This window comes from Klebsiella terrigena (assembly GCF_006539725.1).
Classification (GTDB): Bacteria; Pseudomonadota; Gammaproteobacteria; order Enterobacterales; family Enterobacteriaceae; genus Klebsiella; species Klebsiella terrigena.
Genome location: NZ_BJNO01000024.1, coordinates 67,052 through 81,241, shown reverse-complemented (window position 1 = coordinate 81,241; position 14,190 = coordinate 67,052). Strand labels below are relative to the sequence as shown.

Genomic DNA, 14,190 nt, shown 5'->3' with positions numbered 1-14,190 from the left:
AACTTATGCCACCGCTGCTGATTGCTGCCACCACTCCGGATGACGCCGGCTTTCTCGCCCTGCGTAGCGAAAGCCTCGCCCAGCACTTTAATATGCTGCGCCGCCTGGCGGAGAACTGGCAGAGCGGAGAAAACCGCTTTAACGCGCCGGGCGAAAAGCTGCTTGGGGCCTTCCGTGGTGGAGAGCTGGTGGGCGTTTGCGGGCTGAACGCTGACGCCTACAGCCTGCAGCCGCGGGCCGGGCGCATTCGTCATCTGTACATCGGCGAGCGCTACCGGCGCCAGGGCGTCGGACAGCAGCTGCTGGTGGCGGTTATCACCCATTCCGGCACCTGGTTCGATTTCCTCAATACCCACGCGCCGTCGTCGGCGTGGCCGTTCTATGAAAGCCTGGGGTTTCGTCCGGTTTACGATGAGCCGCGGGTAACGCATCGCCTGTTCTGCTCGCTGTAGCCGCCTCTGGCTGGGCGAAATGGTGCATGTTACAGTTTCACCCTCACGCCCCTACGGTACCCTGTCCTGATGACGATAAACGTTTTCTGCATTCTGCTGTTCGCCGCCCTGCTGCACGCTAGCTGGAATGCGATCGTTAAAGCGAGCGGCGATAAGATGTACGCGGCCATCAGCGTAAGCGGTTCGGCGGCGGTTATCGCCCTGCTGCTGCTGCCTTTCGCGCCGCAGCCGACCCTCGCCAGCGCGCCGTATCTGCTGCTTTCCAGCGCTCTGCAGGTGGTTTACACCGTGTTGGTAGCAAAAACCTACCAGGTGTCGGACATGAGCCAGACCTATCCGCTGATGCGCGGCACGGCGCCGCTGCTGGTGGCGATAGTGAGCGTCGTATTCCTCGGCGACCACCTCTCCCCTCTGGCATGGTCGGGCATCGGGGTCATCTGTCTGGCGATCCTGGCGATGGCCTACAACGGGCGCGCCAGCTCGCGCCGCGGCGTGGTGCTGGCGCTGATTAACGCCTGCTTTATTGCCGGCTATACCCTGGTTGATGGTACCGGCGTCAGGCTCTCCGGCTCTGCGCTGGGCTACACGCTGTGGTCCTTTTTGATGAACGGAAGCTGCCTGCTGGGCTGGGCGACGATCGCTCGTCGGCATGAAGTCAGCCGCTATCTGCGCCAGCACTGGCACAAGGGGCTGCTCGGAGGCATCAGCACCATGGGCTCCTACGGCCTGGCGCTGTGGGCCATGACCCAGGCGCCGCTGGCGGTGGTTGCCGCGCTGCGTGAAACCTCGATTCTGTTCGGCGCGCTCATCGCCTTTGTGCTGCTTAAAGAGCGGGTCATACCGCTGCGCATTGCTGCCGCCTGCGGCATCGCGGCCGGCGCGATCCTGCTGCGCCTCTCTTAGCGGATCATGGCAACATTAGTTGCCGATTATTGTTTACAAAACCTGCCTTTGATTCCCCGACAATCGCCGCCAGGTGGTTGTTCTGTCATTTTTATGTGGTAGATTCCTCCATCGTTTACGGTATGTGCCAGTCACATATTCTTAATTTACCTCTACTCACAAAGTATTCATCGACATGAAACGGCATAAGAACTTCAATTTGTTGTTGATGCTGGTCGTGCTGGTGGCCGTTGGCCAGATGGCGCAGACCATATATATTCCGGCCATTGCCGACATGGCCGTCTCGCTCAACGCCCGCGAGGGCGCCGTGCAGAGCGTGATGGCGGCCTATTTGCTGACCTACGGCGTATCGCAGCTCTTTTACGGGCCGCTGTCCGACCGCGTGGGGAGACGCCCGGTTATTCTGGTCGGCATGTCTATCTTTATGCTGGCGACGCTGGTTGCCATCACCACCCATAGCCTGACGGTGCTGATTGTCGCCAGCGCGATCCAGGGCATGGGCACCGGCGTCGGTGGCGTCATGGCACGAACCCTGCCGCGCGATCTGTACGAAGGCGCGCAGCTAAGGCACGCCAACAGCCTGTTGAATATGGGTATTCTGGTCAGCCCGCTGCTGGCACCGCTGCTTGGCGGGATCCTCAATACCCTCTGGAGCTGGCGCGCCTGCTACGCCTTCCTGCTGGTACTGTGCGCCGTGGTAACCTTCAGCATGGCGCGCTGGATGCCGGAAACCCGCCCGGCCGGCGCGCCGCGAACCCGCCTCTCCACCAGCTACAGAACGCTTTTCGGCAACGGCGCGTTCAACTGCTATCTGCTGATGCTGGTTGGCGGCCTCGCGGGAATTGCCGTTTTTGAGGCCTGCTCCGGCGTGCTGATGGGCGCCGTGCTGGGCTTGAGCAGCATGGCGGTCAGTATCCTGTTTATTTTGCCGATCCCGGCAGCCTTCTTCGGCGCCTGGTTCGCCGGGCGTCCGAACAAGCGTTTCCCGACGCTGATGTGGCAATCGGTGATTTGCTGCCTGCTGGCGGGAATTATGATGTGGATCCCGGGGCTGATGGGCGTCATGACCGTCTGGACGCTGCTGGTGCCGGCCGCGCTGTTCTTCTTCGGTGCCGGAATGCTGTTTCCGCTGGCAACCAGCGGCGCAATGGAGCCGTTCCCGTTCCTCGCCGGTACCGCCGGCGCGCTGGTTGGCGGCCTGCAGAATATCGGCTCCGGCGTCCTGGCCTGGCTATCGGCCATGATGCCGCAGACCGGCCAGGGCAGCCTCGGATTGCTGATGATGCTGATGGGGCTGCTGATTATGCTGTGCTGGCTGCCGCTGGCGTCGCGCTTTAGCCGCCATCAGCAGCCGGTTTAGGGCTTCGGCGATGCTCTCCGGGTCGGGCGCGAAGCGTCCTGCCCGGGCTCCCCATCCTGCTGCACCCGGCTCTGCAGCCAGTTGATAAAGGCATCGATTTTTGGCCACTGGCGCCCAGGAAGCGTGGTCACATAGTAGTGCTGGTGGCATTTCAGCGTCATTTCGCCAAACGGCGCGATCAGCTCCCCGCTCTCCAGCCGCTTTTGCACCAGCCTTTTACGCCCCATCGCCACGCCGACGTGGTTCATCGCCGCTATCACCGCTAAATCGGAACGATCGAAGCCAATCCCCGACGATTGCGGCATATTAATCCCAAACTGCTGCGCCCAGCTAAACCACTCGTCGGTGCCGGAGTCGTTGCTCCAGGCCTGACGATCGTGCAGCAGCGTGCAGTGCTGGAGGTTATCGGGATTCTGCTGCAGCTGATGCTGGCGGGCATAGTCCGGGCTGCATACCGGCACAATCGCCTCGTCCATCAGAAAGTGGTGGCTGAGCTGCGATGACGGCAAATCGTCAAAGTAGAGGGCCAGGTCGATGCCGGCACGCTGCATATTGACGTTATCGTTGCCGGTCAGCACGGTCAGCGAGATCGATGGATAGCGGCGGGTAAAGTCGCCCAGCGCCGGAACCAGCCAACACTGGGCAATCGACGGCCGCGAGTAGACCGTCAGGGTGCCGGACAGCTCCTGGTTTTTGATGTCCAGGATCTCCTGATTGAGGCTATCGAGGGATGACTTCAGCGCCCAGAACACCCGCCTGCCTTCATGGGTCAGCTCCACCTTGCGGTGCGAGCGCACAAACAGCTGAATACCCAGCTCCTCTTCAAGCTGGTTCATGCGGTGGCTCACCGCGCTGGGCGTCAACGACAGCTCTTCCGCCGCCAGGGCAAAAGATTCGTGCCGCGCGGCCACCTCAAAGGTATAGAGCTTTGACAGCTGCCAGCCGTTGAGCAGCCGGTTACCCCTCTCTTGTTGCGCATCCATCCTGCTTCTCCCCCGATGTAATCAGCGCTGATTGTAAAGAAAACGACCGCCGACCGTCGCCTTAAAGATGAATAAAAGTGACCCATAACGCAAAATAACGCCATTTTTAGACGTTAATCACTCATTTGATTCAATCTAATTCACCTGAAGAGCCAATTATATCGTTTGTCAGCCGGTGGCGTTTTTCTGTTCAATAAGCACAGATTATTCACAGGCGAGGTGGGGTATGGAGTCGCAGATTTGGGTTGTGAGCACGCTGCTGATAAGCATCGTGCTGATCGTGTTAACTATCGTCAAACTGAAGTTTCACCCCTTCCTGGCGCTGCTGTTGGCCAGCTTTTTTGTCGGCGCAATGATGGGGATGAGCCCGCTGGATATGGTGAACGCCATTGAGAGCGGAATAGGCGGAACCCTGGGCTTCCTTGCCGCGGTCATCGGCCTCGGTACCATCCTGGGTAAAATGATGGAGGTCTCCGGCGCCGCAGAGCGTATCGGCCTGACGCTCCAGCGCTGCCGCTGGCTATCGGTTGACGTCATTATGGTGCTGGTGGGTCTGATTTGCGGGATTACGCTGTTTGTGGAAGTTGGCGTCGTGCTGCTGATCCCGCTGGCCTTCTCCATCGCCAAAAAGACCCATACCTCGCTGCTGAAGCTGGCGATTCCGCTGTGTACCGCGCTGATGGCCGTCCACTGCGTGGTTCCGCCGCATCCGGCCGCGCTGTTCGTTGCCAATAAGCTCGGCGCCGATATCGGGACGGTTATCGTCTACGGCCTGCTGGTCGGGCTGATGGCCTCGCTGGTTGGCGGTCCTCTGTTCCTCAAACTTCTCGGCAACCGCCTGCCGTTTAAGCCGGTTCCCGCCGAGTTTTCTAACCTGGAAGTCCGTCAGGAAGAGACGCTGCCGTCGCTCGGCGCTACGCTCTTTACCATCCTGCTGCCTATCGCGCTGATGCTGGTAAAAACCGTTGCCGAGCTGAATATGACCAGGGGCGGCACGCTGTACATGCTGCTGGAGTTTATCGGTAACCCGATCACCGCCATGTTTATTGCCGTCTTCGTGGCTTACTACGTTCTCGGCATCCGTCAGAATCTCGGGATGAGCGTCCTGCTAACCCATACCGAGAACGGCTTTGGTTCAATTGCCAATATCCTGCTGATTATCGGCGCCGGCGGCGCGTTCAACGCGATACTGAAAACCAGCGGGCTGGCGGACTCTCTGGCGGTGATCCTGTCGAACCTGCATATGCACCCCATCCTGCTGGCCTGGCTGGTGGCGCTGATCCTGCACGCGGCGGTCGGCTCGGCCACCGTCGCGATGATGGGCGCAACCGCCATCGTTGCCCCGATGCTGCCGCTTTATCCCGGCGTGAGTCCGGAGATCATCGCCATTGCCATCGGTTCAGGCGCTATTGGCTGCACGATCGTCACCGATTCCCTGTTCTGGCTGGTCAAACAATACTGCGGAGCGAGCCTGAGTGAGACGTTCAAATACTATACAACGGCCACATTTATCGCATCCTTACTTGCACTGGCCTGCACGTTCCTGCTTTCTTTCATCATCTGAGCGCCAAGAGACGTAATATGAAAAACGCTGACATGACTACTTTAATCGCCCAGTTCCCGCTGCTGAAGGATCTGATTGCCCTGAAAGAAACCGCCTGGTTTAACCCGGCAACCACCACCCTGGCCGAGGGTTTACCCTACGTCGGCCTGACCGACGAAGACGTCCGGGACGCCCGCGCCCGCCTCGAGCGCTTTGCGCCGTATCTGGCGCAGGCTTTCCCGGAAACCGCGGCTACCGGCGGGATTATTGAATCCGAGCTGGTGGCAATCCCGGCCATGAAGGCGCGGCTGGAGCAGGAATTTGCGCAGCCGGTGACGGGAGAACTGCTGCTGAAAAAGGACAGCCATCTGCCGATCTCCGGCTCAATTAAAGCGCGCGGCGGCATTTATGAGGTGCTGACCCATGCGGAAAAGCTGGCGCTGGAAGCCGGTCTGCTCACCACTGCTGACGACTACAGCAGGCTGCTCACGCCTGAATTTAAACAGTTCTTCAGCCAGTACAGCATCGCCGTCGGCTCCACCGGGAACCTCGGAATGTCGATTGGCATCATGAGCGCGCGCATCGGCTTTAAGGTCACCGTGCATATGTCCGCCGACGCCCGGGCGTGGAAAAAAGCGAAGCTGCGCAGCCACGGCGTGACGGTGGTGGAGTACGATCAGGATTACGGCGTAGCGGTTGAGCAGGGGCGTAAAGCCGCCGAGTCAGACCCTAACTGCTTCTTTATCGACGACGAAAACTCGCGCACGCTGTTCCTCGGCTACGCCGTCGCCGGCGAGCGTCTGAAGGCCCAGTTTGCTCAGCAGGGCCGGCTGGTCGATGCCGACCATCCGCTGTTCGTCTATCTGCCGTGCGGCGTGGGCGGTGGCCCTGGCGGGGTAGCGTTTGGCCTCAAGCTGGCCTTCGGCGACCACGTGCGCTGCTTCTTCGCCGAACCGACCCACTCTCCCTGCATGCTGCTCGGGGTGTATACCGGACTGCACGACGCGATTTCGGTGCAGGATTTAGGTATCGATAACCTCACCGCCGCCGACGGGCTCGCCGTTGGCCGCGCATCGGGATTCGTCGGCCGGGCAATGGAGCGCCTGCTGGATGGCCTCTATACCCTCGACGATCAGACGATGTACGACATGCTGGGCTGGCTGGCGCAGGCGGAGAATATCCGCCTCGAGCCTTCGGCGCTGGCGGGCATGGCCGGGCCGCAGCACGTGTGCGCCAGCGCGGCGTACCAGCAAATGCACGGCTTTAGCCCGGAGCAGATGCAGAACGCCACCCACCTGGTGTGGGCCACCGGCGGCGGCATGGTGCCGGAAGAAGAAATGGCGCAGTATCTGGCGAAGGGCCGCTAGCCCGCCGTCAGCGCAGCAGCGGCATCAGCTCGGCGGGCGAGCGCTGCTGGCTTTGTAAGTCACGCATGACGCGCATATAGGGCGCGCTCATGCTGTAAAACTGGCGATAACCCGCGCACAGCGGGTTTGGGCTATTTTGCGCATTCAGCGGCGGGCAATCACCGCCGCAAAGCCTCAGCCACGGGCAGTCGCGACACGCAGGCGTGACCGGCGCGTCGGCGGGACGCACCGCTTCCCCACACCAGCCGCGCAGGGCGCTCTCAAAGGGAAAAATCACCATCCGGCCGATATCTTCGCGTACCCAAATAGCAAAAACCGCGCACAGAAACGCTCCCCAGGCCTCGGCATCTTGCGGCTGAAGCTGTGGAACCAGGCGAATCGCTGCAACGCCCTGCTGGCGCAGCTGGTGATAATATTGCTGCGGGCTCTGGCAGTGATGGCGATAAATATTGACGTCCAGTACCTTCAGCTCTCTCTCTGCGGCACTCCTCCTGTGGCAACGTCCTGTCATGTCACATCCTTAATGAATAAAACAATCTGCCGTAGATGAGTTACAGCAAACATTAACGCCAGCGAAAGCACTGCGAGGGAGATCAAAAATTTGTCACGTACCGCCCGGGATTGTGCAAAATCGCTCTCGCTGATATCCATCAGGTTGCGGCTGCGGGTATAGCGCCAGAGAATAATGGCCACCGCGGCCAGCACGCCAATCGACAGCCAGAACAGCGCCCCCGCGCTGTGCCAGTTATGCTTGATAGCCAGCGCCATTAGCGCCCCGTAGCCCAGCAGCGTGCGAAACCAGGCCAGCGACGTGCGCTCCGGCTGCAGGCCAGGGTCGCGCTCCCGCCGCATCCGCCGCCTATCCACCGTAGAGCACCAGCCCCGTCACCACCACGACCACAATCATCAGCAGAATGCTGATCGCCAGCAGCGTTCTGGTATAGGGCAGATCCTGCTTCAGACGCATCGCCTTTTCATTACTCAGCCAGCGCAGATAGCCGTAAATGGCCAGGCCGCCGGCAAACAGGCACAGCAGCAGCGCCAGCACCTCGCGGATCAGCGGCGTGGCAAAGTCGGGCGCCAGCTGATCGAGGCCGACCCCGGCGGCGAGAAAACCCAGCGCCGTGCGGATCCAGGCGAGAAAGGTGCGTTCATTGGCGAGTGAAAAGCGGTAATCCGGCGCTTCACCGACGCGGGAGATTTTCATCAGGGTTCCTTGTTCGTGCCACGGCCAGGCACCAGCATAGCGTAATTTATCGCGAACAGGGGAAGAGGGAAAACCGGCACCCAACGGATGCCGGTTAGAGGGAGGGATTAGTGCAGCTCAGGCCAGTACTCTTTGTTGGCCGCAATCAGGTCATCAAGAATAGCCTTAGCAACGGAGGCGCTCGGCACGGTTTTCGACAGCGTAATGGCCTGCCACAGCTTGTGGTAGGAGCGATGTTCCCAGGCATCAACCACCAGTTTTTCGACCGCCACCTGCTGGCCCATCATCCCTTTCTGGAAGTTCGGGATATCGCCCACCGTTAGCGGCTCCGGCCCGTTATGACCAACCAGGCACGGAATTTCGACCATCGCGTCGGCGTCAAAGTTATGGATAGCGCCATTATTCGGCACAATCAGCAGCATGCGCTCCTGGGTGTTGAAGGCAATCGCCGCCGCGAGGTCAACGATGTACGAGGCGTGCTCGTCGATCTCCAAATCACCGGCAGAGGATTTACCGGCGGCAATAATGGCCCGGCAGGCAGTGAAGACGTTTTTCTCGCGATGATCCATGACCTCGTTTGCGCGGGTGCGCTCAGGGTTGGAGTGCGCCACCACATAGTCCGGGAACAGATAGTACTTCAGGTAGGTGTTCGGCATGGTGTCCGGATCCAGCGCCTGCACATCTTTTGCCTTGGCAAAGGTATCGTTCCAGCTCGCTTCGGTATGCGGGTCGTTTGACGGCGGAACGTAGCCATATTTAGCGACATGTTCACGCAGTTTCGGCATCAGGTCGTTACCCTGCAGATCCTCAATCGAGGTCCACCAGCCGAAGTGGTTAAGGCCGTAGTAGCGCACGCGCATCTGCTTGCGGTCTTTCAGGCCGACGATTTGCGCCATTCGCCCTTCGATACCGATCGGCATATCACAAATGTTGAGGATTTTCGCATTTGGGCGCAGGCGACGGGTCGCTTCTGCCACAATGGCCGCCGGGTTGGAGTAGTTAAGCATCCACGCGTTCGGCGAATATTTTTGCATGTAGTCCACCAGCTCCAGCACGCCGCCGATAGAGCGCATACCGTAGGCGATGCCGCCAGGTCCGCAGGTTTCCTGGCCCAGCACGCCGTGGCGCAGCGGGATTTTTTCATCTTTTTCACGCATCGGATATTTACCGACGCGAATGTGTGCCATCACGAAATCCACGTCGGTAAAGGCCGCCTGCGGATCGGTGGTGTAGCTGAACTCAATATCCGGCGCCTGCTCTTTGAGAATGACTTTACAGGCTTCGGCGATAGTCTCCTGCCGCGCGCCGTCGTTGTCATAAAATTTCAGTGCCCGCAGCGGGAAACGGTCCTGGTTAGCTAACAGCATTAATACGATGCCCGGGGTAAAGGTACTGCCGCCGCCTGCGATAACAACTGAGAATTTTTTCATGATACTGCCTCCGTCATGGTGTTTTGTTCGGTCTGTAGAGAATCTTTGATTAAGGTTTCAAGCTGGTCGCGAACCTGAGGGACGTGCAGGCCAACGATGACCTGAATCCCGTTGCCGCGCCGCACCACTCCGTGGGCGCCCAGCGCTTTAAAGACGTCGTCACTTTGCGTTTTCGCCATATCGACCAGCGTGATACGCAGCCGGGTGGCGCAGTTATTGATGTTCTCGATATTGCCAGCCCCGCCGAGCGCCTGCAGGAAGCCTGCGGCCTGGCCCAGTCGGGTGTCCGTCGCCCCTGCGGCGCTGGTTTTGCCGCGCGCCGCCTGGTAATCGGCCTTGCTGTAGAGCTTGATTTCACTCTCTTCACGTCCCGGCGTTTTCAGGTTGAGGCGCAGGATCAGGGCGCGGAAGATAACGAAGTAGATGCCGGTGAAGCATGCCCCGATGCCTATCTGGATAAACATCATCGACGCGTGGTTATGGAACATTGGGATCCAGTTTTGCGGCAGGAACTGATCCAGCAAACCGCCGCCAAAATTGCCCACCACGCCGCACATATACATCACCGTCGCCATCGTCGCCGCCAGCACGGCGTGCACGGCGAACAGCAGCGGAGAGATAAACAAGAAGGTGAACTCCAGCGGTTCGGTAATGCCGACCAGCATGGCGGTCAGGGTGGCCGGTATCAGCAGGCCGGCAACCTTGACGCGGTTTTCCGGGGCGGCGGTAAAGTAGAGCGCCAGCGCAATACCCACGGAGCCAAAGACCTTCGAGTTGCCGTGCAGGGCGAAGCCGCCTTCCGGGAACAGAGCCTTCAGCGGCTCGGTACTCTGACTGAACTCCTGCAGATGCTGCGCCCAGTACATCTGGATGCCGCCTTCCACCACCGCCGGGCCGAAGATAAACGGACCGTAGACAAAATGGTGCAGGCCGGTTGGGATCAGGATCCGCTCAAGGAAAATATAAACCCAGACCCCGAGCGCCCCGGCCGAGCGTAAAAACGCCTGCAGGGATTCAATACCCATCTGCACCTTCGGCCAGCCGAGCAGCGTCAGCCAGGCGCAGGGGATCATCGCCAGGAATGCCACGATGACGACAAACGAGGAGCCCTGGAAAATACCGAGGAAAACCGGGAGTGGTTTATCAAAATAGCGGTTATGGATCGCGGTCACGAAGCCGGAAATAACAATCGCGCCGATGATGCTGGTATCCAGCGTTTTAATCCCGGCGATCATTGCCAGGCCGCTGCCGGCGGTGGGTTCGGCGGAAAAGTCGACGCCGAAGAAGTGACCCCAGGTCATCCCCATCGCGTTAATGAAGTAGTTCCAGGTGAGGAAGCTGACCAGTACCGCGAGGCAGGCCCGGCCCTGCGCCTGTTTAGCGAGGCCAATCGGCAGGCCGACGGCGAAAATCAGCGGCATATTACGAAATACCGTCCAGCCGCCCTCTTCAATAATGTGAACGATTTGCGCAAATAAATTATCGGGGGCCGCGAGCGCTTCGCCGACAAACATCGGGTTGCGCAACATAATGGCAATCCCGACCACAATCCCGGCAAACGGAAACAGCAAAACCGGGGTAAACATGGCGCCGCCAAAACGTTGTATTTGACTGAGCATTTTAAAATCCTCATTTAACAACCAGTAGGGTTAGTGGCCTTATTAATCTTGAGTATCGGCCTAAAGCGAGAATAGGAATTTACCCGTCATCAAACATGCAATGTCGGTGCGATTCGTGATCGCTTTCATGGTTTTAATTACGGCGATGTTGTCTACTTTTTGAATAAAACATAGACAACAACAATGCTACCCATTTCCAGCCTGCAAAAATGTCAGCGTATTCATATGTAATTTAATGATTTTTAATACGAAACAGAGGTTTGATAATCCCCTCTGTTATGGGAATAGAGGTCTACTGGTGATCTACAAATCTATTGCTGAAAGATTGCGTTTACGGCTCAATTCATCGGATTTCAACATCGGCAGCCCGCTGCCGGGAGAGAAAAAGCTGGCGCAGGAGTTTGGCGTCGCGCGGATGACCATTCGCAAAGCCATCGACCTGCTGGTGAACTGGGGGCTGGTGGTGCGTCGCCACGGTAGCGGCACCTACGTTGCGCGCAAAGACGTGCACCATGAAACCACCAACCTGACCGGCCTGGCCGAGGTGCTGCGCCAGCAGGGGAAAGAGGTGGTCAGCCAGGTGCTTATTTTCGAGGTGATGCCCGCGCCGCCCGCGATTGCCAGCCAGCTGCGGATTCAGATTAACGAACGGATCTATTTCTCACGACGCGTGCGCTACGTGGACGGAAAGTCCCTGATGCTGGAAGACAGCTATATGCCGGTCAAACTGTTTCGTAACCTGTCGCTGGTGCATCTCGAGGGGTCAAAATTTGACTACATCGAGAAGGAGTGCGGGCTAACGATTAGCGGTAACTATGAGAGCCTCTCCCCGGTGCTGGCGGACAAGCAGCTGGCAAAATCGATGAATGTCCCTGAGCAGACGCCGCTGCTGCGCATCACCTCGCTCTCCTACAGCGACAGCGGCGAATTTCTCAATTATTCCGTTATGTTTCGCAACGCCAGCGAGTATCAGGTGGACTACCACTTACGCCGCGTCCACCTCGATAGCCCGTTAGCTCATCCCCCAGAACAGCACGGCGAGGAGCTGCGGGGTGATGATGCGTAAAAACATCACCAGCGGGTAGACCGTGGCATAAGACAGCGCCGCCGCACCGCTGGTGGCGTGCAGGTTGTTGGCGAAGGCCAGCGCCGGGGGATCGGTCATTGAACCGGCCAGCATGCCGCAGAGGGTCAGATAGTTCATCTTCAGCAGCATTCGCGCCAGAACCCCGACCGTCAGCAGCGGAATAGCGGTAATGAAAATACCGTAGGCTATCCAGCTCAGGCCGTCGCCGTGGGTCAGCGTCAGGATAAAATCACCGCCCGACTTCAGGCCGACCACCGCCAAAAACAGCACGATCCCGAGCTCGCGCAGCGCAAGGTTGGCGCTGGGCGGCATAAACCAGTACAGCTTGCCGATGCTGCCGATTCGTCCGAGGATCAGCGCCATAATCAGCGGCCCACCGGCCAGGCCCAGCTTAAGCGCAACGGGAAAACCGGGAATAAACAGCGGGATAGAACCCAGCAGCACCCCTAAACCAATGCCGATAAAGACCGGCAGCATCTGCACCTGCTGCAGTTTTTGCTGCGCGTTACCCAGCTCAGCGGCAACCGCGTCAATCGCCTCCGGGCGCCCCACCAGGTTAAGAATATCGCCAAACTGCAGGCTGGCATGGCTGCTGGCCACCAGCTCCACGCCGGCGCGATTAAGCCGCGAGATAACCACGTCATAGCGCTGCTTGTAGTTGAGATCGCGGATTTTCTTGCCGAGGATCTTCTCGCTGGTCACCACCACCCGTTCAACTTTTAGATCGGTACCGCGGGTGGAGAGCGAGGTGGAGACCTCCTTGCCGATAACCAGCTGCGCATTGTGTAAATCCTCCGGGCGCCCCACCAGATGCAGAAGGTCGCCGGTCTGGATAAGCGTGCCCGGAGCCGGGACCATCAGCAGCTCATCGCGCTTCAGGCGCGAACAGATCAGCCTGTCGCTGTTGAGCATCGGCACATCCTGAATCGCCATATTATTCAGGTTAGGGTTTTCTACGCGGACGTTAATGGTCTGCAGCAGCGCATGACCGTTACCGCTGCTCTCATCAAACTGCTGGGCCTCTTTGTCGACGTTGACGCGAAAGAACAGGCGCACCAGCCACATGGTGAGCAAAATGCCGCAAATGCCAAACGGATAGGCCATGGCATAGCTCATCCCCATCTGGTCTACCACGTCGAGCGGCACGCCAAGGTCGCGCAGGATCTGCTGCCCGGCCCCCAGCGCCGGGGTATTGGTGACCGCCCCGGAGAAAATACCGAGGACTATCGGCAGCGGAATATTAAAAAGCTTATGCAGCACCGCGGTCACCAGACCGCCGAGAATAACGATGAGGATGGCAAAGAGGTTGAGCCGCAGCCCCGAGACGCGCAGAGAAGCAAAGAACCCCGGCCCGACCTGGATACCGATGGTGTAAACGAAGAGGATCAGGCCAAATTCCTGAATAAAGTGCAGCATGGGGCCGCTGAGGGTCACGCCGGCCTGGTCGACAAAGTGGCCGACGATAATACCGCCAAACAGCACGCCGCCAATGCCAAAACCCACGCCGCGAATTTTGACATTGCCGATCCACAATCCGACAACCGCAACCAGCGCCAAAACGCTGACGGTCAATGCTATATCACTCATCGTATTTTCCCTGTGAATAACATTAGTAATGACAGGGATTATGGCCCAAGCCTCCGGGCCTGTATGCAGCCTGGCGCACAATAATCAGCGGGTCATCGAAAGTGCGTAGAGGCTCTTTCTGTCGCTCATTTCAACGCTGCAGGGCAAAAAAAAGCCCCGACGGATCGGGGCTTTGATGAGGGTGTCAGATTAGCTGTCGAGCGCCGGACGCTCGCTAATGGCAATCCGCTGTGGGATGACCGCTTCCGGCTCATTGCGGGTGAGATCGATATGCAACAAACCGTTATTGAAGGTGGCTCCGGAGACTTCCATATTTTCGGCCAGCGTAAAGCTGAGGCTAAAGGCCTGGCTTATCAGCCCCTGATGCAGCCACTTGGTCTCTTTTTCCGCCTGCTGCGGCGTGCCCTTCACGCTCAGGCGCGTCCCTTCCAGCTGAATATCCAGATCTTCCTGACGGAAACCGGCCAGCGCAAGGGTAATGCGATAGTGGTTATCGTCGCTTTTTTCGATGTTATAAGGGGGGAAGCTCTGGCTTTCACCGGCGGTTTGCAGCGCATTAGCCAGTTTGTCAAAACCGATCCATTGACGCAGCAGCGGGGATAAATCGTAGTTACGCATAATGTGTTTCTCCTTCTAAGAAGCGAGTGAATAC

14 protein-coding genes are annotated in these 14,190 nt (G+C 58.8%); 6 read left to right on the top strand and 8 right to left on the bottom strand.

The window, feature by feature from the left end:
• The first annotated feature begins 5 nt into the window (after positions 1 to 5).
• From RTE01_RS21855 to emrD, 3 genes are all read left to right on the top strand, one after another.
• A complete protein-coding gene (locus RTE01_RS21855) occupies positions 6 to 452 on the top strand; it encodes a GNAT family N-acetyltransferase (protein WP_076947897.1) in 447 nt (148 codons plus the stop codon).
• A 69-nt stretch (positions 453 to 521) separates the two neighbouring features.
• Complete coding sequence (locus tag RTE01_RS21850; RefSeq protein WP_134528247.1) at positions 522 to 1,355, top strand: DMT family transporter; 834 nt, start codon at positions 522 to 524, stop codon at positions 1,353 to 1,355.
• Positions 1,356 to 1,530: 175 nt separating this feature from the next.
• On the top strand, positions 1,531 to 2,715 hold the full coding sequence (emrD, locus tag RTE01_RS21845) for a multidrug efflux MFS transporter EmrD (protein WP_041143312.1): 1,185 nt from the start codon (positions 1,531 to 1,533) through the stop codon (positions 2,713 to 2,715).
• Here the strand turns inward: emrD and dsdC are convergent.
• Positions 2,712 to 3,698 (bottom strand): DNA-binding transcriptional regulator DsdC, encoded by a 987-nt coding sequence (dsdC, locus tag RTE01_RS21840; protein ID WP_255313552.1) that lies wholly within the window; start codon positions 3,696 to 3,698, stop codon positions 2,712 to 2,714. The genes emrD and dsdC overlap by 4 nt on opposite strands.
• A 226-nt stretch (positions 3,699 to 3,924) precedes the next feature.
• On the opposite strand from dsdC, the gene dsdX reads away from it, so the two are divergent.
• Both dsdX and dsdA read left to right on the top strand, forming a co-directional pair.
• Entirely contained in the window at positions 3,925 to 5,262 is a 1,338-nt protein-coding gene (gene dsdX / locus RTE01_RS21835) for a D-serine transporter DsdX (protein ID WP_076947900.1), read from the top strand.
• A 17-nt stretch (positions 5,263 to 5,279) separates the two neighbouring features.
• Positions 5,280 to 6,608: a D-serine ammonia-lyase gene (dsdA, locus tag RTE01_RS21830; protein ID WP_134528249.1), complete on the top strand. Its 1,329-nt coding sequence runs from the start codon at positions 5,280 to 5,282 to the stop codon at positions 6,606 to 6,608.
• Between the two features lie 7 nt (positions 6,609 to 6,615).
• Here dsdA and RTE01_RS21825 read toward each other — a convergent pair whose 3' ends face one another.
• The 5 genes from RTE01_RS21825 to RTE01_RS21805 all read right to left on the bottom strand — a co-directional run bounded on the left by RTE01_RS21825 (position 6,616) and on the right by RTE01_RS21805 (position 10,864).
• Complete coding sequence (locus RTE01_RS21825) at positions 6,616 to 7,056, bottom strand: regulator (RefSeq protein WP_166793795.1); 441 nt, start codon at positions 7,054 to 7,056, stop codon at positions 6,616 to 6,618.
• A gap of 59 nt (positions 7,057 to 7,115) precedes the next feature.
• The gene (locus RTE01_RS21820) at positions 7,116 to 7,460 is read right to left on the bottom strand and encodes a DUF202 domain-containing protein (protein WP_076947902.1); all 345 of its coding nucleotides are present in this window, start codon (positions 7,458 to 7,460) and stop codon (positions 7,116 to 7,118) included.
• Positions 7,461 to 7,467: 7 nt separating this feature from the next.
• Positions 7,468 to 7,815, bottom strand: a complete 348-nt coding sequence (locus tag RTE01_RS21815) for a YidH family protein (protein WP_041143316.1) — start codon at positions 7,813 to 7,815, stop codon at positions 7,468 to 7,470.
• Between the two features lie 107 nt (positions 7,816 to 7,922).
• On the bottom strand, positions 7,923 to 9,245 hold the full coding sequence (locus RTE01_RS21810; RefSeq protein WP_041143317.1) for a 6-phospho-alpha-glucosidase: 1,323 nt from the start codon (positions 9,243 to 9,245) through the stop codon (positions 7,923 to 7,925).
• Positions 9,242 to 10,864 carry an alpha-glucoside-specific PTS transporter subunit IIBC gene (locus tag RTE01_RS21805; RefSeq protein ID WP_041143318.1) on the bottom strand — a complete coding sequence of 541 codons (1,623 nt, stop codon included), beginning with the start codon at positions 10,862 to 10,864 and terminating at the stop codon, positions 9,242 to 9,244. Before RTE01_RS21805 ends, RTE01_RS21810 begins: the two co-directional genes overlap by 4 nt.
• A 298-nt stretch (positions 10,865 to 11,162) precedes the next feature.
• Here RTE01_RS21805 and RTE01_RS21800 point away from each other — a divergent pair, with 298 nt between their 5' ends.
• On the top strand, positions 11,163 to 11,930 hold the full coding sequence (locus RTE01_RS21800; RefSeq protein ID WP_041143319.1) for a GntR family transcriptional regulator: 768 nt from the start codon (positions 11,163 to 11,165) through the stop codon (positions 11,928 to 11,930).
• On the opposite strand, the gene RTE01_RS21795 is transcribed toward RTE01_RS21800, so the two are convergent.
• Both RTE01_RS21795 and ibpB read right to left on the bottom strand, forming a co-directional pair.
• On the bottom strand, positions 11,877 to 13,538 hold the full coding sequence (locus RTE01_RS21795) for a putative transporter (RefSeq protein ID WP_045853756.1): 1,662 nt from the start codon (positions 13,536 to 13,538) through the stop codon (positions 11,877 to 11,879). The two genes, RTE01_RS21800 and RTE01_RS21795, sit on opposite strands and share 54 nt — an antisense overlap.
• 189 nt (positions 13,539 to 13,727) lie before the next feature.
• Positions 13,728 to 14,156, bottom strand: a complete 429-nt coding sequence (gene ibpB, locus RTE01_RS21790) for a small heat shock chaperone IbpB (RefSeq protein ID WP_041143321.1) — start codon at positions 14,154 to 14,156, stop codon at positions 13,728 to 13,730.
• Positions 14,157 to 14,190: the final 34 nt, after the last annotated feature.